The sequence below is a fragment of the Virgibacillus salexigens genome (genome assembly GCF_014905415.1).
GTDB classification, from domain to species: domain Bacteria; phylum Bacillota; class Bacilli; order Bacillales; family Amphibacillaceae; genus Virgibacillus; species Virgibacillus salexigens.
This window is the reverse complement of the sequence record NZ_BNEO01000004.1, coordinates 65,200-86,828: the sequence shown is the minus strand read 5'-3', so window position 1 is coordinate 86,828 and position 21,629 is coordinate 65,200. Positions and strand designations below refer to the sequence as shown.

The following is a 21,629-nucleotide window of genomic DNA, read 5'->3' as shown; positions in this document are numbered from 1 at the left end:
GTTTTCGAACTTTTTAATACAGTCGAAATAGCGAAAGAAATTGCATTGCAATAAGCACATACAATATCCCTCTTCCAGTACGTTTTCATAGTCGGTTCATTTACGGTAAACCGGTAGAAACTTGCAGGCCATATCCCCGCGATTATATGAAAAAATAATTATTTGAATGTAATTAGTATAGCATGTGAGTGTGATTTAACAACCCCCTCCCTAATAAAACTAACATTCCAATAATTTTGATAGGCTATATTTTCCATTCTAAAAATTCAAGGCGATTACCGAATGGATCAACTACATAAAATCGATTTGCTCCAGGCAATAATTGATCTTCTATGACATTAATTTGACTCAATACGAATCGGTTTTTTAACTCCTGTATATGTTGAACACGAATAGCTGGATGTGCCTTTCTAGAAGGTTTAAACGGATCTTCTATACCAACATGTATTTGTAGCGATCTTGCTTGAAACCAAACACCGCCATTTTTTCGTAATGGTTCTGGCTTATCGATCAGCTCCATTCCTAAAATCCCTTGGTAAAATGCAATTGCTTGCTCCTCTCCATTACATGGAGCTGCTAGTTGAACATGATCAAAACATTCCAGTTGAAAAGACAATGTAATCCCTCCCTGGTAATAGATTAAGTGAATGTGAGAACAAATGCTAATATCCGTTTCAAATCCAATATGATCAGATTTTATTATATATAGGTTGAATAGGTTTCATAGTACCTAGCTATGTTTTATGATTAGTGTGAGAGAGGTGATTTATAATGAACGAATTTACTCATAAACTTTTTCAACGTATCCACTATGAGCAATCAAATCGAATTGATTTCAACAATATATCCACACTCATGCACCAATTTGCCAGGCATATTCCCTTTGAAAACATTGATGTTATCAATAAACGGGCATTGACTATTAACCGCACCAATTTACAACAGAAAATAATAAATCAGCAGCGGGGTGGACTCTGCTATGAATTAAATCCGTTTTTTTACTATTTACTAAAAGAATTGGGATTTGATGTACAAATGATTACGGCCACGATTACTGTACCTAAAAACGGGATCAAAGGGACACATATTGCCAACCTTCTATCTATTAACCAACGGAAGTATATTGTTGATGTTGGATTCGGTTCGCATCTAGCATTGCAGCCAATTCCGCTTAGCGGCGAGATAATCCATGCAACAACAGGAGATTTTCAAATCACTCAAAAGCATACAGATAGAGGTGATTATCAACTAGTGAAATATCAGAATGATCTCATTCAAGCAGGATATGCATTCTTTACAAACGCTGTAGACGAAAATGATGTTAATCAAGTAAGAGAAACCATTACTTCTCATCCTAATTCTCCATTCAATCATAGCGTATTACTATCTAAACTAACGGAAGAAGGGCACATTACACTAACAAAAGATACATTCACGGAAATAAAAAATGGGAAAAAGAATAAACTAAAATTAGATACGCATTCGTTCAAGCAGTTATCTGAAGAGCGTTTTGGAATCACAAATATATAAGCTTTTCATATGGATACCAACCAAGCGCTTGACGCTGTTCTAATAAGAGCAACCTAATCACTGACCGCTAAAAAGCGAGATTCTCCTTAGAATTTGCTGCATAACGATCATCAGTATGGCACCTGTTCGATTTTATGCTTTGTTTTCAGCGAATAAGTACGAGAAGACTCGTTAGGCTCGTTGGTCGCATCAGCCATACCACAGTCGTAAAATTTATAATTACTAAGGAAACCAAAAAGACCAGTTTCATTAGAAACTGGTCTACTTTATTTACGTATAATAGTAACAGGCCACATTTGCCGTATTATCTAATAAAAAGTTTTAAACCACCACTTCGCTAAGTGGGTGTTTGCAGAAATTGTCCTGCCTTCCGTTCATGGACGGCTCGACATTAGAATTCCGATGTAAAACTCCCTATTCATTCATTAGAGGTTAAAACTTAATTAAATACGTACAACGTAGCTTGTAATATTTATATTATACGTTATGAAATGAATAATCAATGGTAAAATTATCCTAAATTCAAAGAAGGATTATTCAAAATAATTGTTCGTAGACTTCTGTTAATTCTTTTACGCGATTATCGAATTGTACTTCTTTTGCATAATTTATCTCATTTTCCAATACATCATTTAAATACGTTAATTCTTCTTCACTCAACTGTTTAACAAAGGCTACTTCACTTGCAAAATGACCTTGTTCCATTTTTCCTACGATCGTTTGACAATACGCATTATCCATGTAGTTAGACAAGGATTCTCTAAGATATTTTAATGTATGGTCGATCTTCTTCACCTCTTAAATTTTTGTGTTCTTTTTCTTTGCTCGTTGTTCTAATTGTGATTTAGGTTGTTGATCTGCCGTATCTTCTGATAAGCCTTGTGGATTTACACTTGTTTGTGCATTTCGTTTTTGATATGGTTCTTTTTCTTTAGTCATAAAAAACACCTCCATTTATAGTCTGACAAAAATACTGTAATGTATGCCTACGATAAAGAATTACTTTTTATTTAATATTTCATACTGATCACGTAGTGCACGCTTAAGTACTTTTCCACTCGGGTTCTTTGGCAATGCATCTGTAAAGGTCACATACTTAGGAACTTTAAATCTGGTCAAATGCTCCTTACAAAATTGCTCAACCACTTCTTTCGATAACGTTACATCTTTTTTGGGGACAATAATTGCCGTAACCGCTTCAATCCAGTATGGATCCGGAATACTTATAACAGCGACCTCTGATACTCCTTCCAATTGATAAATTACTTCTTCTACCTCTCTACTTGAAACATTTATTCCACCCGTATTAATCATATCTTTCTTACGATCAATAATCGTAATATACCCTTCCTCATCCATCTTTCCTAGATCACCACTATGGAACCAACCATTCCGAAAGGCTTCACGAGTCTTAACTGGATCATATAAATACCCCTTCATTGCATGTGGTGTTCGATGCACAATCTCACCAACTTCTCCACGGGCAACTTCCTCATCCTGGTCGTTCACAATTCTTGTTTCAACATATAAGGATGGCGTTCCAGCTGAACCAATCTTTCTTAACTGGTCTTCCGGTTGCAAGACAGTGGCTAGTGGTGCAACCTCTGTTTGACCATATAAGTTCCAGAATTTTGCGTTTGGCAATCGACTCGACAATTCTTTTAGTATTTCTCTTGGCATAATTGCTGCGCCATAATAACATTTTCTTAGTGTAGATAAATCTCGCACCTCAAAATCAGGATGACGGAGTATCGCTATCCATACAGTAGGAGGACAAAATAGCTGTGATGCACCAGTTTCTTCAATTGTTTTAAGAATCAACTCCGGAGTAGCTTTTTCAAGGATGATACTACTGCATCCAATATATATACTCGGACCTAAAAATACATGTAATTGCGCGCTATGATATAGTGGCAATGCATGAATCATAATGTCATCGCTTTCCATTTTTCCACTGAAAACACAACTTGCGTATTCGTTCATGATGCTTTTATGCGTGAGCATAACCCCTTTTGGCCGTGATTCTGTACCACTTGTATATAACACATGACAGAGGTCATCATCAGCAATTTCAACTTCAATCTTTGCATTAGAATTGTGCCCATCTTGTATATCCTTTAAGTTCTTCCATCCTTCTACCTGGTCTTCACTGTTCTCCATTATATACCGATATTTAATTTCTTTCGCTTTTTCCTTCGCTGAAATATCTAGTACATCCGCGTACGCTTTAGATGCGATAAATCCCGAAGCTTTCGCATGTTCAATAATGTAAGCTGTATCCGTTGTACTCAACATATAATTAATTGGGATCATCACTGCCCCAATACGTGCAAGAGCAAAATTGACTATCACAAAGTCCAAGCTGTTTTTCGACATGACAATGATCATATCTCCTTTACCCATCCCATCTCTCTTAAAACCATATGCTGTGAGAGTTACTAGTGTATCTAATTCCTTGTACGTAACTGTCACCCCATTGTAAGCGATTGCGTTTTTATCTGGCATTCTAGCTGCTGTCCGTGAGAGTATATCACTAAGCGTGTTCCGTCTTGCACGTTGAATCATTTTCATTTCATCATGTACATTTGCCTGCGTGTTCATTTACTCACCCCTCAAATGATAAAATTTATATAAAAAGATAGAATTTTCTTTTTTTTAGTTTAATTCAGATATTTAATAAAAGCAAGAAGCTTGGTTTTAAACAAAGCAAAATCCCAATTACTTCGGATGGTAGTTGGGATTTTAACGTTATTTTTTTGAAATATCTTACTGCCAAAAGGAATGAAATAAGGATAATTTTTGAGGAACAATAAGCCGTCCGAAGCTTGATGCGAGTAGGTATTGTTTGTTTACCAAAGTTATCGTTTCGGCGGAAAGCATGGCTTATTTCTTGCAATTATGATGATGCCGATGCAGCTACTCGTTTTAGTTATTCCTCCATCCATTTAAATATATATTCGTTTAGGTTGATTTTTCTTTTTTTTCTTTGGAGTAACATATCCTCGCTCATAAATTCTACCAGTTTGTAAATTGCATCTATCTAAAAATGGTTCTAATGATTTGGCTTCACTTTCCCTAAACGCATGATGAAATAGTGCTGCTGCTACTCTGGCATCCTCAAGCGCATGATGATGATTAAACGTCATCTGTAGAAAGTTCGCTAGTGTATGTAACTTATAATTAGTTAAGTCGGGCCAAAATTGCTTGGACAATCCAACGGTACAAAGATAATTCATTTCAGGATAGGGTAATCCAAAATAATCAAGTGTTTGCCGAATAACACTCATATCAAAACTAGCATTATGCGCAATTACTAAACCACTTCTTAAATACGATTTGATCGATGGCCAAATTTCAGGAAACGTCGGTTCACCCACGACATCAGCTTCATTAATTCCATGCACGTGAATATTCATAGAATTAAAATGCATAAGTGGATTAATTAAATGATAGAATTCATCAATAATTTTTCCATCCTCTAAAACTACTATCCCCACTGCACATGGACTAAATCTTTTTTCATTTGCTGTTTCAAAATCAATCGAGACAACCCTCATATTTCTCCTCTTCTTTCTTTTATTCAATATTAGGATATTTCCAAAATATCCCACGCGGTAATCATACCCAATAATTGTTTGGAAGGTTTACCATTTTTGGTAATGAGCAATGCTTCTAGTCGCCTTCCTTTACTTGTATGTTCTTTAAAAATTTCTATGGCCTCATATATTGTCATTCCATGATGTATAAAACGAGAATTATCTTGTTTTTCAAATGGCAAGATCTCTTCTAGTTGACAACTACTCTTAGCAAATGACTCTTCTTGCTTTTTACTAGCTAGCCAGTTCGTTATCCCCTTTTGGGTTAATAATCCTTTGTACGTATCTCCTTGATAAATAGGAAATTTAGATAACTGTTTTTCATGAATAATTGTTAAAAGTTGATTTAAAGGATCGTTACTCTGATAACAAAGTACTTGCCTAGAAAATAAAGGAGTTACCCGTTTTGGCTCATTTAATTCTATTTCAATTTCTTCAATTCTCTCCACAATTGCATCATGCGGTTCTGCAATGGCATGTGTCATATCTAATTTATTATGTACGATAGCATTTCGTAGTTCTGCAAACTCCAAAAGATTATCACTATATTCGCGAACGAGGGCGTTAGAATTTCTAAGTATTTTTACAGCCTTAGAGAAACCTACATCTTTCTTATGAATTAATAACGCACGTAGCATTTTTTCTATTCGGTTGAATGCAGTAAGAAAACGCTCTGAGTTTTGATACATGGTTGTACTCCTCATTTTCATAGTAAGATGGGAAATAACGCCTTTTTTTCAGTAGATTGATTCATGGGTTTCGAAAAAAATAGAATGAAGCGGTTCTTCATCCCGAAAATGAAACATTGTGTTTATTGACTATGGCAGTTTATTTCCTGCTGCTTGATAAATGTCATACCACTCTTTTCGAGTAATCTGAAGGTCAGATGCTGTTGCTATTAGTGACAAACGCTCTTGATTCATCGTACCTACAACAGGTTGAATTCCTGCAGGGTGACGTAGAATCCATGCAATAGCAATTGCTGTTTTTGTTACTCCGTATGTTTCAGCTATTTCCATAAGCTTTGTATTTAATTCAGGGAATTTTTCATTATCAATAAAAACGCCCTCAAAGAATCCATATTGAAATGGTGACCAAGCTTGTATTGTCATATGATTAATTCGAGAATAATCTAATACACTTCCATCTCGATTTATTCCATTTACATGCTGCGTGTTTACTTGCAGACCTGCATCGACCATTCCAGAATGCATAATACTGAATTGTAATTGATTAACAATTAAATCTTGTGCAACGTATTGCTTTAATAATTCTATTTGTAATGGGTTATGATTACTCACACCGAATTGTCTAACTTTACCACTATCTTTAAGAACTTGGAATGCCTCTGCCACCTCTTCAGGTTTCATTAACGCATCCGGACGGTGGAGTAATAATACATCAAGGTACTCTGTCTGGAGACGTTTAAGTATTCCATCTACTGATTCTACTATATGGTTTTTAGAAAAATCAAAGAACCCCTCTCGTATTCCACACTTTGATTGAATTTTCATTTTTTCTCGTACCGAAGGACGCATTTGAATAGCTTTAGCAAATATTTCTTCGGAATGCCCTCCGCCATAGATATCTGCATGATCAAAGAAGTCGATTCCAAGACCCAATGCATGGTGAAGTAATTTTTCCGCTTCCATTACAGACAATTGAGTTAGCCGCATACAGCCAAATGCAAGGTTAGAAACAAATAGGTCACTCTTTCCCAACTTTAATTTGCGCATACCACTCATCTCCTCTTCTATTTTATAACTCTAGCATATCATGAATAAAGAAAATTTGAAGTTTTAAAATAATAATGTTGACAAGACAATGTATATACGGTAATCTTATTTTCAATAATTAAATTAATCGTATAACTTCTTATCCAGAGAGGTGGAGGGACTGGCCCTTGGAAGCCTCGGCAACAGACTTTTCATACGTACTGTGCCAATTCCAGATGCATGCTGCATGAAGATAAGAAGAGGACAAGCTAATGTATATCAAAGCCTCTTCTTATCTATAAGAAGAGGCTTTTTAGTTATACAAACAAAAAGAAAGAAGGTATGTAAAATGACAACCACTCTTATTAAAGCTCCATTCAAGGCAGACCATGTAGGAAGTCTACTTCGACCAGAGAGACTGCATCAAGCAAGAAGAGATTATCAACAAGGCACGATAACAAAAAAGCAACTACGTGCGATTGAAACTGAAGAAATTAATTACATCGTTGATAAGCAAATTGAAGTTGGCTTAAAGGTAGTTACAGACGGTGAATTCAGAAGAACTTGGTGGCATTTAGACTTTTTGGAACATTTAAACGGCATTGAAGGATATGTCCCATCATCTGGCTACCAATTCAAAGATGTCGAAACAGAAAAATACGATGTACGTAACACAGGTAAGATTTCGTTTCATTCAGAGCATCCGTTTATACAGGATTTTATTGCGTTCAAAGAAATTGTTGGTGATCGTGCAGTACCTAAACAGACAATACCGAGCCCAAATCAACTTTTCAATAAAGGGATTCGAAATTCGGAAATCTACCCAAACATCGAAGATTATGCCAATGATGTAATCAAAGCATATCAAGATGCAATTCAAGCATTTTATGATGCCGGTGTTAGATACCTTCAATTAGACGATGTCTACATTGCAGGATTATCAGCACCTTCTATCCCATTTAATGATGGCGATTATTCAAGGGAACAATTAATTGATTTAGCTCTTCGCGTTGTTAATGGTGCATTAGAAAACAAACCAGATGACCTAAAGATTACCACCCACTTATGTAGAGGTAATTATCAATCAACTTGGGCTTTTGAAGGCAGCTATGCTTTAATCGCACCAACATTATTAGCAAAGGAGAAAGTAAATGGCTTTTTCTTCGAGTATGATGATGAACGTTCCGGTGACTTTACGCCTTTAAAGCATATTCCTACTGGAGGGCCACAAGTCGTATTAGGTGTTGTAACTTCGAAGACAGGAGAACTTGAAGATAAAGAAGCGATTATCGCTAGAGTAAAAGAGGCAGCCAACTATGTACCTTTAGAGCAATTATGTTTAAGTCCACAATGTGGATTTGCTTCTACCCATCACGGCAATATCTTAACTGAGGAGGCACAGTGGAGGAAACTAAAATTCATTGTAGACGTTGCGAAAGAAATTTGGGAGTAACGATTCCTTACACCAATTATATCTATAAGCGTAATTTTATCGAAGTTTGAAATCGTTTTGCTTTTCGAAGAATATGGCCTTAGCTAACCCGGATAAGCAAAGTTCTTATCCGAGTGGAGCATCATGAGCCTTGTTGTTTCCGCAGAAGCCGAAGGGTTTCTACTGCTTCTTATCGATATATCAGTGGCTGCCTCCTTTCATAAAATCGTTTATGGAAGGAGGCATCATTCTAAATTTGATACCGCTTTTCGGAGGAATTTTATTCGGTTACCATTTGTAATTCAACCGGAATGAAACCTTCTACTTTTTCGCCTTTGACAATCTTTCCAACAGCAGCAATTGCTCTTTCACCGATTAAACCTGGCTGCTGTGCGATGGTTGCATCCATCGATCCTTCTTCTACAGCTGCTACTGCGTCATCAGTAGCATCAAACCCGACAACAACTACGTTATCTAATAAGCCCTGCGCCTGCAGTGCTTCCACTGCACCGAGTGCCATCTCATCATTATGCGCAAATACAGCATGGAAGTCTCCAACACTTTGTAAGATATTTTCCATTACGGATAATCCTTCGGTACGATCAAAATTTGCCGATTGACTAGCAACTACTTCGATGCCTTCTAATTCATCGACAATATGATGGAAACCCTCTCCCCTTTCTCTAGTAGCCGATGCACCAGCAATCCCCTGTAACTCAACGATTTTTCCTGTTTCTTTAAGTTGTTCAGCAATAAAATCTCCTGCCATTTCCCCTCCTTCAACATTATCTGAAGCAATATGAGTTACCACCTCTCCTCCACCTGCACTTCGGTCAACTGTAATTACAGGAACATTCGCGTCATTTGCCAATTCAATCGCTGAGACCACTGCATTCGAATCCACTGGGTTAATCAATAAAACATCAATGTCTTGCTGTAATAAATCTTCGATATCACTCAATTGTGTTGATGGATCATTCTGTGCATCGAAAGTAATTATTTCATATCCCGATTCCTTTGCACTTGCTTCTGCACCATCTCGCAATGTTACAAAAAATGGGTTATTTAAAGTGGAAATGGATAAACCCACTTTTACATCTTCACTCGCTTTTTCATTATTCGATTCATCTGAACCATCAGATGCTTCTCCAGGTGCTTCTGTTGAACATGCCACGAGAAAGAGAAATAATCCTAAGGTAAAGCTTACAAGTAATTGTTTTTTCATGTCCATTCCTCCTAATTACGTATAAATTATCACTACTTACGATGTTTTACGATCTAATAATACAGCTAGTAGAATCACCCCACCTTTGACAATTTGTTGATAGAAAGATGGAACATTCAATAAATTTAATCCATTATCTATAACACCTATAATTAGAGCACCAATTAAGGTACCGACAATTCTTCCACGGCCTCCCGCAAGGCTTGTCCCTCCAATTACAACCGCTGCAATGGCATCCAGCTCATACATGGATCCGGCTGTCGGTTGGGCAGAATTCAATCGACTTGTAATAATAATACCTGCTAAAACAGAAAGCATACCAGTTAGTGAATATACCCAAATTTTAACGCGATCTGCTTTTATTCCTGATAACGTAGCAGCCTCTTCATTACCACCTACGGCATATACTTCCCTTCCAAATACAGTTTGTCGAAGAATAAAATAAAGAACAATAAATACAATCACCATTACTATGGCAGGAAAGGGAATTCCAAAAACATACCCCTTGCCGATCATCTCAAAGGCAAAGCTATCCGATAGTCCAGTGATTGGTCTTCCATCTGTGTAGACTAATGTTATACCTCGATAGATTGTCATTGTGGCTAATGTTGCAATAAATGGCGCTACTCTTCCCTTTGTAATGATCAATCCATTGACCGTTCCTAAAATGAGGCCGATTATTAAGCCAATACATACAGCTAGGATCGGGTCTATTCCACTTGTTAATAGACCTGCTGTCAATGCACTGCCTAGTGCTAGAATCGATCCTACCGATAGGTCAATTCCAGCGGTTAATATGACAAATGTCATCCCAAATGCAATTAACGCATTAACGGAAACTTGTCGTAATAAATTAAAAATATTCGTTAATGTAAAGAAATTATCGCTCATTATTGCTAATACGCTAGTAATAAGAATTAACCCGAAGAGTGGTCCCAATGTTGCTAATTGAAGGCGACCTAGCTTTTTCATGCTCTCTCGCCTCCTGTTGCTGCAGTCATAATTATCTCTTGATCCACATCGTTCCGATTAAAGATGCCAATTGTTCTTCCTTCATGTAAAACCATGATACGATCACTAATTCCTAACACCTCTGGTAATTCGGATGAAACCATGATGATAGCCACACCCAGCTCCGTTAGCTCATTCATAATATGATAGATTTCTTTCTTTGCCCCAACATCTACTCCTCTTGTCGGCTCATCTAAAATTAATAGTTTGGGTTTAATACCTAACCATTTTGCTATAACTACTTTTTGTTGATTACCCCCGCTTAAAGATTTTACTTCTTGTTCTTTACCAGTCATTCGAACTTGGAGTCGATTCATTAAATGATCAATGAAAGCTATTTCTTGTGATTTTCGGATAATTCCTACTTTTGATATCGTTTTCAAATTTGGTAATGCGATGTTTTCCCGAATGGATGACTGCAATACTAGCCCCTTTGCTTTTCGGTCTTCAGTAATAAATCCTATCCCTGCCTTCACTGCGTCATTTGGATGTTTAATGACTAACTGTTTACCATGTAATTTTATAGTTCCTTCATTCTTTTTACGAAATCCAAATAAGACTTCCATTACTTCGGATCGTCCAGCTCCCATCAAACCAGAAACACCGAGTATCTCTCCTTGTTTTACATCAAAACTAACATCTTGAAAATATCCTTTTCTAGACAAATGATTTACCTCAAATATTACTTCTCCAAGCTTTCCATTCCTTACTGGAAAACGTTCTCCAAGTTCTCTACCCACCATCATTTTAACTATTTCCTCAAAGGATGTTTGTTCGGTGGCTTTAGTACTAATAAATTCACCATCACGTAGAACGGTAATTTGATCACAAATTTCAAAGATCTCTTCCATTCGATGTGAAATATAAATAATGCTAACACCTTGTTGCTTTAGAGTGGAAATAACATAAAATAGGTTTTTAATCTCTCTTTCTGTTAAAGCAGCAGTCGGTTCATCCATAATAAGTAAATCCGCATTAGCTGCTAATGCTCGAGCTATTTCTACCAGTTGCTGCTTACCTACAGATAAATCACTAGCAATATCGTCTGGAGAAATATTGGATACTCCCAGTCTCTTTAAATTTCGTTCGGTATGTAGTTTCATCTCCTTTTTATTTAGAATACCAGTTTTTTTGTACGTTATTTCTTTACCTAGAAACATATTCTCTGTAACTGTTAAGTAAGGAATAATATTTAATTCTTGATGAATAACCACAATACCTTGTTTCTCTGCTTGTTTTGGATCAGAGAAATGTACCTCCTTGCCCCGAACTTTTATCACCCCTTGATCACGGGTGTGTATACCAGTGAGTACTTTGATTAGTGTTGATTTCCCTGCACCATTTTCTCCCATTAATGCATGTATTTCTCCGTGGACTACTTGAAAACAAACGGAATTTAAAACGTGATTCCCAGCAAATCTTTTATCAATATTTGTCATCTCAATTATCTTGGTTGCTTTAGTCACTTCTATCCCCCCTTGTCCCTATAATGCCTACTCAAACACTGTATTCACATATGGTTGAATAACTTCAGTTATTAAAACGATTTGGTCTTTTAATGTGACCATGAGGAATATACAGATAATAATATGTAAAAACTCTATATTGCCGTGTTTTATCAAGAATGAAGATTCCTACGACTTATGCCTTTTGTTTACTATATTCCTAGTGTTTTTTTAATTATGTTGAATCTCTAACTACTAATTTTGTATCCAATTTTAATTGTTGTATTTCGCTATTTGGATGATTAATATGCTCTAATAATAAATGTGCTGCCTGTGCCCCAATTTGATAGATTGGCTGTTGTATGGTTGTTAATGAAGGAGTGGCTGTTTCAGCCATCGCAATACCATCAAACCCTACTACAGCTAACTGACCCGGTACTTTAATTCCTAACTTTTCAGCTGCTTTCAAAACACTGATGCCCATCAAATCATTCGCTGCAAAAATACCGTCAATTTCAGGATGGTTCACGAGTAATTCTTTCGTAATTGAAATCGTCATTTCATAATTATATTCTCCACAGACAACGTAACTAGATAAAAACCATTTTTCTTCTTTCACGACATCGAGATACCCTTTTAATCGCTCCATTGTATTAACTGCAAAATCAGGGCCACAAATATGGGCTATACGTTGGCATCCCGCATCTTTTAAATACTGTGTGGCTACTCTTGCACTTTCGCGATTTTTAATAGTGACGGACGATAATTTATCGCTTACAATCCGATCAAGCGCGACTACAGGCACATCTATATGACCAAGATGTTTCGGTTCTAAATTACTTGATACAATAATAAAACCATCCACAGATTTTTGCTGTAATGCTTCTAGATAAGCTTTTGCTTTTTCAGGATTGTCATCCGTATTACAAAGAACAAAGGTGTACTGATGTTTTTTTGTAACGTCTTCAACTGCACGTGCAAGTTCAGGAAAAAAAGGATTCATAATATCAGGAACGAATAGTGCAATTATTCTTGAGCTACCCTTATAAAGACTGCGTGCTATATCATTCGGTCGATAGTTTAATTGGGTAATAGCCGCTTTTACATGTTTTCTAGTATCTATATTTACGTATCCATTATTATTTAAAACTCTAGATACAGTAGCAGTAGAAACATTAGCTAAATTAGCCACATCTTTTATTGTTGCCATGTTTTTTAACCTCTTCCGGAATTAAGTTGATAGTTATATGTAACCCGTTACATGTTACATCTTAGAGCTCCTTGCAGAAATTGTCAATATTTTTTAAAATATCCCTATCTTCCAAAAAGATAAACTGGTATATCTTTACTCTGACAACCAGCATTTATCTTTTCCTACTCAGTAAATATGAAACGAAGACAAAAAATTGGGGTTATTCCTATAATCATCCGAACGATTTCACTCGAATCTGTTCGGATTACTTCATTACATGGTTCTATATTCCTCCGCCAACATAACTCGCCTTCTGGACGTAATAAAAAAAGAGAGGGACTCCCTCTCTTTTACGTGCATCAGCTTGCAATCGTTTTTGCTAGTTTTTGTTTGTTTTTTGTATGATGTTGAATTAACGTATAGATAAACCAACTTAATACGATTGCCCAAATAATTGTCCCAAGTATCATTGAAATGGAATAGTCTAACTGGAATCCTTCCGGAGCATAGAAGATATATGTGCTAACAACTGCTGTCATAAATAATGCTGGTATACTACAAATCCAATGGAACTTATTATGTTTTAATAAATACATAGCGCCTGTCCATAACATAAATGTAGCGACTACTTGGTTTGACCAGCCAACATAACGCCATAAAAATGTATAATCAATTAAAGATAAACAAAAAGCTGGAAGTGCTACTGGAATAACAAGTAAAATGAGTGATTTTTTCCCCATTATATCCTTTTTTGCTATCTGATTAATTAAATCAGCTAGCATCATCCTAGATGAGCGTAGTGCTGTATCCCCTGTAGTAATCGGTAGAATCATAACACCAAGAATTGCTAAAACACCTCCGAATGAACCAAGTGTAGCAACACTTATTTCATTTACTACCCCGGCAGGACCACCACTATTTAATACAGCCTGTAATCCATTTGTTCCGTTATAAAAAGCCATTCCTGCTGCCGCCCAAACTAATGCAATAATCCCTTCACCGATCATAGCCCCATAAAAAACCTTACGTCCTTCACTTTCTTTTTTTAAGGTTCGAGCAAGAATTGGACTTTGTGTACTATGGAATCCTGAGATTGCACCACAAGAGATTGTTACCATTAAAAGTGGCCAGATAGGCAATTGGCCAGGATGCAAGTTGCTAAGCGTTAAATTCGGTACCGAATAATCAAAAAAGAAGATCCCTATTCCAATGGAAACTGCCATAAAAATGAGAATCGCACCAAATATTGGATAAATTTTACCAATAATTTTATTTATTGGCAAAACAGTTGCTAGTAGAAAATAAGCAAATACGACTAAAATACATGTTACAAAATTAAGCGGCGTGATTTGCGTCATCAATTGGGCAGGTGCTGCTGTAAAAGCTGCTGCAACCAAGATCATTAATAAAATGGATAATAACGTAATAAAAGCTCTAGCATATTTCCCTAAATATTTACCAACCAATGAAGGGAATTGCGTGCCACCATGACGAAGTGATAGCATCCCTGACATATAATCATGTACAGCCCCTGCGAATATACAACCAATAACAATCCAAATAAAAGCAACGGGACCATATAACGCTCCCAAAATGGCACCAAAAATCGGACCGGTTCCAGCGATATTTAAAAGCTGTATAAGACTAGCTTTCCACCAACTCATAGGCATGTAGTCAAACCCATCCTGTTTTGCATAGGCAGGTGTAGGTTGTTGATCATTGACGCCAAAAATTCGTTCCACCACCTTTCCGTATACAAAATAACCGATTAGTAATAGCAAGATGGATGCTACAAAAGTAACCATCGCTTTTCCCCTCCTTATCCGAAAATCTAATAGATATAGATTCTCTCGTAGTGTTTTTTGAAATTTTAAAGAATATTCTATATCGGATGTTGGTTTTATGCAAGCTATTTTATGAAAATTTATTTTATTTCCATATCATGGAATTAACAAATAGATTCTTTCCCGAATAAGAATAAGATCTTACACCTTTTTCAGTAATTTAACTATTATAAATTCATTAAATTTATTGACAATACACAAACTTCTGCTATGCTGAAGAATATTATTTCAGATGAAACCCCAAGGAAAGGAAAGGAGAAAATAATGTATACGGATCATCAAATACTTAGAATCCCAGGGCCTACCCCTATTCCCCCTAGTATACAAAGAGCGATGACCCAGCCCATGATTGGTCACCGTAGTCAGGATATGAAAGATTTACTTCACGGTGTAAAAGATAAGCTCAAACCGATCTTTGGTACAAACGAAGATGTATTAATATATACAGCAAGTGGGACAGCTGCGTTGGAAACAGCTGTGGTGAATGCAGTTCAGCCCGGAGATGAGGTTATCGTCATTGTATCAGGCGCATTTGGAGATCGATTTACAAAAATATGTGAGGAATATCACATAAAGGTTCACAAATATGATGTGAATTGGGGAGAGGCTGCGGATCCCGAGCAATTAACACAATACTTAAAATCAATCCCTACGGTAAAAGCAGTATTTGCTACTTACTGTGAAACATCTACTGGTGTTTTGAATCCAATTAAGCAATTAGCAAAGGTTGTTCATCAAGAATCGGAAGCTCTATTTATCGTGGATGGTGTATCTTGTATTGGGGGGACGGAAACAAAAATGGATAAGTGGGGACTTGATATCGTTGTAACTGGATCACAGAAAGCAATGATGCTCCCAGCAGGCTTGGCATTTGTTGCAGCAAGCAAACGAGCGTGGAAAGTGATTGAGAAAAACAGTCATCCCCGTTTTTATTTAGATATGCGAAGATATCGAGACAAACTACAGGAAGATGCAAGTCCGTTCACACCAGCAGTCTCTCTATTATTAGGGCTAAAGCAAGCACTGCAGCTAATTGAGGAGGAAGGATTATCTACTGTATTTCAACGACATCATTTAATGGCAAAAATGACAAGAGATGCCTTTCATGCGTTAGATATTCCGCTTCTCACAACTGATATGGATGCATCGCCAACCGTAACAGCTGTAAAACCAAATGATTTTTCATCAGAAGATCTACGAAGAGAACTTCGTTCAAAATTCGGACTAACGATTGCTGGTGGACAACAGCATTTAAAAGGTAATATTTTCCGAATTGGGCATATGGGATATTGTTCACCAGCTGATGTGTTACAAATTATTAGTCTAGTAGAAGTCGGCTTGCAATCGATAGACAAAACGATTGAACTTGGTACCGGTGTTAAAGCGGCTCAAACTGCTTATTTAGATATTTAATCGAAAATATATTTTCACACAAGGAGGCAGACAAAATGGCTTTTAAAATCCTAATATCAGATCCATTAAGTGAAGAAGGGATGTATCCCCTGCTTCAGGCAGAGAATATTAGTATTGAACTAGCTACAGATTGGTCACAGGAAAAATTGGCAAACCAAATTACAGAATATGATGCGTTATTGGTAAGAAGTCAAACTCAAGTTAACCGGGAATTAATTACGAAAGCCACCAATTTAAAAATTATTGGACGCGCAGGTGTGGGGGTAGACAACATTGATCTTGATGCCGCAACGGAACATGGAATAATCGTTGTTAATGCACCAAATGGCAATACGAATTCAGCAGCAGAACATACAATGGCCATGATCATGGCTCTCTCAAGAAAAATACCTCAAGCTTATTTATCTTTAATGAACAAACAATGGGATCGGAAAAAATACGTAGGTACGGAGCTTAAAAACAAAACACTTGGCATTATTGGTCTTGGAAGAATAGGTGCGGAGGTTGCGTATCGTGCGAAAGGGCAACGCATGAATATCATTGCATATGACCCATTTTTAACAGAAGATCAAGCCAAAAAAATGGATATTCAATATGGATCCGTAGACGAAGTATTACACGCAGCTGACTTTATCACCATCCACACTCCACTTTTAAAAGAGACACGTCATTTACTTAATGCAGACGCGTTTCATGCTGTTAAGCCAGGCGTACACATTGTTAACTGTGCCCGCGGGGGGATCATCGATGAGGACGCATTGTATCATGCGATACAATCTAAAAAGGTAGCCGGTGCAGCTTTAGATGTATTTGAGGAAGAACCATTTTATGATCACCCTCTTTTGGAATTACCCGAAGTTATCGCAACACCTCACCTCGGTGCTAGTACGTTTGAAGCACAAGAAAGTGTCGCGATTGATGTCAGTGAAGATGTCATTCGCTTTCTATCTGGAGAAGCTGTACGTAACCCAGTTAATCTCCCTTCTGTTCCTAAAGATATACTTAGCCAAATTGAACCATATTTCCATCTTGCCGAAAAACTTGGTCACTTCCTTATTCATTTGGCAAATGAACCTGTTGAAGAGATCAATCTATATTACTCCGGTGATCTATCACAAACCAAAATCGGACCAATTACACGTAATACAATTAAAGGGCTATTAACCCGTCATCTAGGCGAACATGTAAATGATGTCAATGCACTTTATCTCGCTGAAAAAAGAGGCATCACTGTCAATGAAAATAAAACATCTTCCACACAAGGTTTTACCAATCTATTAAAAGTGGAAATCATTACGAAATCAGAAAAACGAAGTGTTGCGGGCACGCTATTGAATGGCTTAGGACCTCGTATTGTAAAAATGGATCATTACAGTGTTGATGTTACACCAAAAGGACACTTACTAGTCATTCATCATAAGGACCAACCAGGGGTCATTGGGAAAATGGGAAGCTTTTTAGCCACCCAAGAGATTAATATTGCAACGATGCAGGTCGATAGAGCAGATATCGGAGGCGAAGCCATTATGGTGATGTCAGTTGATCGACACATCGAAGAAAAGGAATTACGAGCGCTGGAGCAACTTGAAGAGATTCATGATGCCACGGCAATTGATTTATAATATATCGATAGGAAAGCAAGAGCTGTCAAATACCTACCTAACAACTGGCATAGGATCCTCAACAGATGCATCTTCCAGTTGTTAAGTAGTTTTTAGAGCGCTCTTGCTTTATTCTTTAATAATCGAAAGAATTTCAGATAAACGATTTACTTCATATGTCGGAATCTCGTTGTTATCGAGATTATTTCGATTAATCCATATGGAAGCTATTTCTGCACGTGAAGCCCCTAGAATATCTGTATGTAAATTGTCCCCCACCATTAACACTTCATCTTTAGCTACCCCAAGCTGTTTTAACATATATTGAAAAATACCTGGATCTGGCTTGCCTTTTCCGAATTCTCCAGAAATTACAATTTGCTCAAAATATCGTTCTAACTCTGCCGTCATCGCTAATTTTGTTTGTTGTAAATCAGGAGACCCATTTGTCAAAAGTGCTAACCGGTATTTCTTATATAGTTTGTCTAATACAGAAAAGGTGTCTTGATATACAAATGAATTCTTTTTACGATATGCTACAAAGGCATTTGCTAAGGTTAAGCCCAAGTGAGAATCATTAACCCCTATTGCCTGTAAACCATTCGTCCACACATCTTTACGATATTGAGGAGCAATTCGATTTAATTGTTTAAAGCTCTCCCCTTCATCGTTAAACTCCCCCCACAGCCCTTCAAATGGATTGATTCCAATCATTTGTGTGAATTTATAAGTGGGATAGGAAGCATAAAGCGTTCGCGCTTCCTGTCTTACTCTATTTTCCAGTTGGATAGGATCAATTACTGGATTTTTATCTTCTGCTAACTTACAAGTCTCTTTAAATGATTCGGAGACACTTCTGCTATCCCATAATAATGTATCGTCCAAATCAAATATAATTGCTTTTAGCATCTATACATCTCTCCTTCTGCCTGCATACGTTAATTAAAAGTATACAACATTTTAATTAAATTAAAAAAACTGAATATTTAGGGTTGCTTTTATTAGAAATATAGACTATTATAGTTATTAAAATTTTTACAGCAAGGGGATAGTGACATGGAAGAATGGACAATTGAAATTAATCGTTCTGCAACAAAAAAGGAAAAGCCAAACACAGATCAATTGGAGTTTGGAAGAGTATTTACAGACCATATGTTTATAATGGATTATTCTGTACCATTAGGTTGGCATGATGCACGCATCATCCCTTACCAACCATTCTCAATTGATCCTTCTGCAATGACATTTCATTATGGTCAATCGGTTTTTGAAGGATTAAAGGCGTATTACACGCCAGAGGGTAATATTCAGTTGTTCCGCCCTGAAAAAAACATGCAACGTTTAAACCGGTCAAATGATCGTCTTTGTATCCCTCCGATCGATGAAGCGTTTGTATTGCAGGCTATTAAGCAGCTGGTGTATTTAGATAAAGATTGGATTCCAACTGCTGAGGGAACTTCCCTTTATATTCGTCCATTCATTATATCTACGGAACCGTTTATTGGAGTTGCTCCATCACATCAGTATAGATTGATCGTTATTCTATCACCAGTTGGGGCCTATTATAAAGAAGGGATTAATCCTGTAAAAATCGCTGTAGAAAATCAATATGTTCGAACGGTTAAAGGTGGTACGGGTGAAGCAAAAACGGGTGGAAATTATGCTGCAAGTCTAAAAGCACAAGAACTTTGTTCTCAAAAAGGATTTACTCAAGTGTTATGGCTTGATGGTGTAGAGAAAAAATATATTGAAGAAGTTGGCAGCATGAACGTATTCTTTAAAATAAACGGAAAAGTATATACACCTGCACTTAATGGCAGCATTCTTGAAGGTGTTACACGTAATTCTGTAATTCAATTACTGCAACATTGGAATGTTCCTGTAATTGAAGAAAGAATTTCAATGGAAGTTTTATATCAAGCTTATTTAGATGGCAGTTTAGAAGAAGCGTTTGGTACGGGAACTGCTGCAGTTATCTCTCCAATTGGGCAGTTAAGCTGGGAGGATAAAGATTTATATATTAATGATGGAAAAACCGGAAAAATATCAAGAGATTTATATAACACATTAACTCGAATTCAATATGGCAAAGAAAAAGACCCCTTCGGATGGATTGATATTGTTAATGAAGCGAATGCAGTAAAGCAGTAATTGAATTTATATTTCCATTTAATAGAAGCATAACTAGTAACATTAAAAGGAGGAAGCAGCTTAATACTTCCTCCTTTTTTTATTACGTTATTTTTTCCTGTTTAATATTTCTAGTTGAATCCATTGTTCTCCTCATGCATACATAATATCAAGTACTTCTCAGAAGGTTTCTCCATATTCTGTAAGCACGTACTCTACTTTTGAAGGAACTCTCCGATAGATAATGCCATCAGCTTCTAGCTCTCTAAGCTATTGGGGCAGCACCATCCTTGTGACATTTGGCATTAATCGTTGTAATTCACCAAATCGTTTCGAACCCCATAAATAAACTGCACGATATACAATATCTTATTATTAAAAAACTAGCTTCCAAGTGATTGTCTTGGAAGCTGGTTTTTCTATCTAGGGATAGAAGTGGTTAAGAAGAAGGTTTTCTTATTCTATGTTAGTTTACAGCACTATACACTGGTTGTTTCTCTCGTACTGCTATATATTCCGGACGCTTTTCACCACCAGAAAACGGCTCCACTAAACGATTTTTAACACTATTATACACCATGAATAAATTATTACGTGGATATGGTGTAATATTGCTGGTTGAACCATGCATTGTGTTACTTTCAAACAATGTAACAGATCCTGCCTTACCAGTTGGAACAGAGATACCCCCGCCTATTCTTGTTAGTTCACGAAGGCTTTCTTCATCAGGTACGCCCAGCTTCTGCTTCTTCAATGATTCTTTATAGTTATTATCAGGTGTTTCACCTACACAACTCACAAAATAGTTATGGGACCCTGGTATAAGCATCAAAGGTCCGTTAAACGAATAGTTATCTGATAGAGCAATAGATACACTGATGGCTCGCATCCGTGGCATTCCATCTTCTACATGCCATGTCTCGAAATCAGAATGCCAGTCAAACTCCTTTCCTTTAAATCCCGGTTTATAATTAATTCGGGATTGATGTACATACACATCGCTTCCCAAAAGGTGACGAACAATATCAAGAATGCGTTTGTCATTTGCCACATCTTGGAAATAGTTATCATCCTGATGAACGTGAAAAATAGAACGGATGTCATTGCTTTCCGGTTCGCGTATTACTTTATCGGAAGCCACATCTTTGATTGAATCCTGCAGTTCAAAAATCGCTTTCTGCATATCTATCACTTCGTCTTCAGAGAAAAAGTTTTTAATCTGCAGAAATCCATTTTTCTCATAGGAATCAAGCTGTTCTTTTGTAATAGGGGCTTGATTATCTTTGGATCGATCAGTATAGATTACAGGATCCTTCCTTTTCAAAATCTTCGGTTGATTATTTTGTCTTGAAGGATAAAGATCTTCCATGATTAGCACTCCTCCTATTCGAATTTTCACAGTAAGCTTTGTATAACTCCTATCCCTATTGTTGGAAAACCTCCTTACATTAACGACGTCTACCCGTATAGATTACCTATTAAACTCCTAATATAA

Annotated in this window: 19 protein-coding genes, 1 pseudogene and 2 riboswitches; of the genes and pseudogenes, 5 read left to right on the top strand and 15 right to left on the bottom strand. The window is 36.8% G+C overall.

Going from position 1 to position 21,629, the window contains the following annotated elements; translation table 11 throughout:
• Positions 1-68 precede the first annotated feature (68 nt).
• Positions 69-170, bottom strand: a riboswitch (purine riboswitch).
• A gap of 74 nt (positions 171-244) precedes the next feature.
• A complete protein-coding gene (locus tag JKP73_RS16185) occupies positions 245-616 on the bottom strand; it encodes a VOC family protein (protein WP_160807374.1) in 372 nt (123 codons plus the stop codon).
• Between the two features lie 155 nt (positions 617-771).
• Between JKP73_RS16185 and JKP73_RS16180 the strand changes: the two genes are divergently transcribed.
• Complete coding sequence (locus JKP73_RS16180; RefSeq protein ID WP_021292058.1) at positions 772-1,530, top strand: arylamine N-acetyltransferase family protein; 759 nt, start codon at positions 772-774, stop codon at positions 1,528-1,530.
• 537 nt (positions 1,531-2,067) lie between these two features.
• Here JKP73_RS16180 and JKP73_RS16170 read toward each other — a convergent pair.
• The 6 genes from JKP73_RS16170 to JKP73_RS16145 all read right to left on the bottom strand — a co-directional run bounded on the left by JKP73_RS16170 (position 2,068) and on the right by JKP73_RS16145 (position 6,862).
• Positions 2,068-2,325 (bottom strand): sporulation protein, encoded by a 258-nt coding sequence (locus tag JKP73_RS16170; RefSeq protein WP_369759896.1) that lies wholly within the window; start codon positions 2,323-2,325, stop codon positions 2,068-2,070.
• 3 nt (positions 2,326-2,328) lie between these two features.
• Positions 2,329-2,469 carry a small, acid-soluble spore protein L gene (sspL, locus tag JKP73_RS16165; protein ID WP_021292056.1) on the bottom strand — a complete coding sequence of 47 codons (141 nt, stop codon included), beginning with the start codon at positions 2,467-2,469 and terminating at the stop codon, positions 2,329-2,331.
• Between the two features lie 60 nt (positions 2,470-2,529).
• On the bottom strand, positions 2,530-4,131 hold the full coding sequence (locus JKP73_RS16160; RefSeq protein WP_021292055.1) for a fatty acyl-CoA synthetase: 1,602 nt from the start codon (positions 4,129-4,131) through the stop codon (positions 2,530-2,532).
• A 344-nt stretch (positions 4,132-4,475) separates the two neighbouring features.
• A complete protein-coding gene (locus tag JKP73_RS16155; protein ID WP_160807375.1) occupies positions 4,476-5,087 on the bottom strand; it encodes a 3'-5' exonuclease in 612 nt (203 codons plus the stop codon).
• Positions 5,088-5,116: 29 nt separating this feature from the next.
• Entirely contained in the window at positions 5,117-5,815 is a 699-nt protein-coding gene (locus tag JKP73_RS16150) for a CBS domain-containing protein (RefSeq protein ID WP_200411549.1), read from the bottom strand.
• Between the two features lie 129 nt (positions 5,816-5,944).
• The gene (locus JKP73_RS16145) at positions 5,945-6,862 is read right to left on the bottom strand and encodes an aldo/keto reductase (protein WP_160807376.1); all 918 of its coding nucleotides are present in this window, start codon (positions 6,860-6,862) and stop codon (positions 5,945-5,947) included.
• A gap of 136 nt (positions 6,863-6,998) precedes the next feature.
• A riboswitch (SAM riboswitch) is annotated at positions 6,999-7,101 on the top strand.
• Positions 7,102-7,190: 89 nt separating this feature from the next.
• Between JKP73_RS16145 and JKP73_RS16140 the strand changes: the two genes are divergently transcribed.
• Positions 7,191-8,294: a 5-methyltetrahydropteroyltriglutamate--homocysteine S-methyltransferase gene (locus JKP73_RS16140; RefSeq protein ID WP_021292051.1), complete on the top strand. Its 1,104-nt coding sequence runs from the start codon at positions 7,191-7,193 to the stop codon at positions 8,292-8,294.
• Between the two features lie 259 nt (positions 8,295-8,553).
• Here JKP73_RS16140 and rbsB read toward each other — a convergent pair whose 3' ends face one another.
• The 5 genes from rbsB to JKP73_RS16115 all read right to left on the bottom strand — a co-directional run bounded on the left by rbsB (position 8,554) and on the right by JKP73_RS16115 (position 14,951).
• A complete protein-coding gene (gene rbsB / locus JKP73_RS16135; protein ID WP_160807377.1) occupies positions 8,554-9,498 on the bottom strand; it encodes a ribose ABC transporter substrate-binding protein RbsB in 945 nt (314 codons plus the stop codon).
• 36 nt (positions 9,499-9,534) lie between these two features.
• A complete protein-coding gene (locus tag JKP73_RS16130) occupies positions 9,535-10,470 on the bottom strand; it encodes an ABC transporter permease subunit (protein ID WP_021292049.1) in 936 nt (311 codons plus the stop codon).
• The gene (locus JKP73_RS16125) at positions 10,467-11,948 is read right to left on the bottom strand and encodes a sugar ABC transporter ATP-binding protein (protein ID WP_160807403.1); all 1,482 of its coding nucleotides are present in this window, start codon (positions 11,946-11,948) and stop codon (positions 10,467-10,469) included. Before JKP73_RS16125 ends, JKP73_RS16130 begins: the two co-directional genes overlap by 4 nt.
• Positions 11,949-12,189: 241 nt before the next feature.
• Positions 12,190-13,164, bottom strand: coding sequence for a LacI family DNA-binding transcriptional regulator (locus JKP73_RS16120; protein WP_021292047.1), 975 nt, complete (start codon positions 13,162-13,164; stop codon positions 12,190-12,192).
• 341 nt (positions 13,165-13,505) lie between these two features.
• Positions 13,506-14,951, bottom strand: a complete 1,446-nt coding sequence (locus JKP73_RS16115) for a carbon starvation CstA family protein (protein ID WP_021292046.1) — start codon at positions 14,949-14,951, stop codon at positions 13,506-13,508.
• A 303-nt stretch (positions 14,952-15,254) separates the two neighbouring features.
• Here JKP73_RS16115 and JKP73_RS16110 point away from each other — a divergent pair, with 303 nt between their 5' ends.
• Both JKP73_RS16110 and serA read left to right on the top strand, forming a co-directional pair.
• Positions 15,255-16,403, top strand: a complete 1,149-nt coding sequence (locus tag JKP73_RS16110; RefSeq protein ID WP_021292045.1) for a pyridoxal-phosphate-dependent aminotransferase family protein — start codon at positions 15,255-15,257, stop codon at positions 16,401-16,403.
• Positions 16,404-16,438: 35 nt separating this feature from the next.
• The gene (serA, locus tag JKP73_RS16105) at positions 16,439-18,025 is read left to right on the top strand and encodes a phosphoglycerate dehydrogenase (protein ID WP_021292044.1); all 1,587 of its coding nucleotides are present in this window, start codon (positions 16,439-16,441) and stop codon (positions 18,023-18,025) included.
• 108 nt (positions 18,026-18,133) lie between these two features.
• Here the strand turns inward: serA and JKP73_RS16100 are convergent, their stop codons facing one another.
• Positions 18,134-18,913 carry an HAD family hydrolase gene (locus JKP73_RS16100; protein ID WP_038245708.1) on the bottom strand — a complete coding sequence of 260 codons (780 nt, stop codon included), beginning with the start codon at positions 18,911-18,913 and terminating at the stop codon, positions 18,134-18,136.
• A gap of 147 nt (positions 18,914-19,060) precedes the next feature.
• Here JKP73_RS16100 and JKP73_RS16095 point away from each other — a divergent pair, with 147 nt between their 5' ends.
• Positions 19,061-20,155, top strand: coding sequence for a branched-chain amino acid aminotransferase (locus tag JKP73_RS16095; RefSeq protein ID WP_021292042.1), 1,095 nt, complete (start codon positions 19,061-19,063; stop codon positions 20,153-20,155).
• A gap of 165 nt (positions 20,156-20,320) precedes the next feature.
• On the opposite strand, the pseudogene JKP73_RS16090 reads toward JKP73_RS16095, so the two are convergent.
• Together JKP73_RS16090 and thpD are read right to left on the bottom strand one after the other, a co-directional pair.
• A pseudogene (locus tag JKP73_RS16090) lies at positions 20,321-20,473 on the bottom strand (winged helix-turn-helix transcriptional regulator); the annotation flags it as partial.
• Between the two features lie 127 nt (positions 20,474-20,600).
• The gene (thpD, locus tag JKP73_RS16085) at positions 20,601-21,503 is read right to left on the bottom strand and encodes an ectoine hydroxylase (RefSeq protein WP_160807378.1); all 903 of its coding nucleotides are present in this window, start codon (positions 21,501-21,503) and stop codon (positions 20,601-20,603) included.
• Positions 21,504-21,629: the final 126 nt, after the last annotated feature.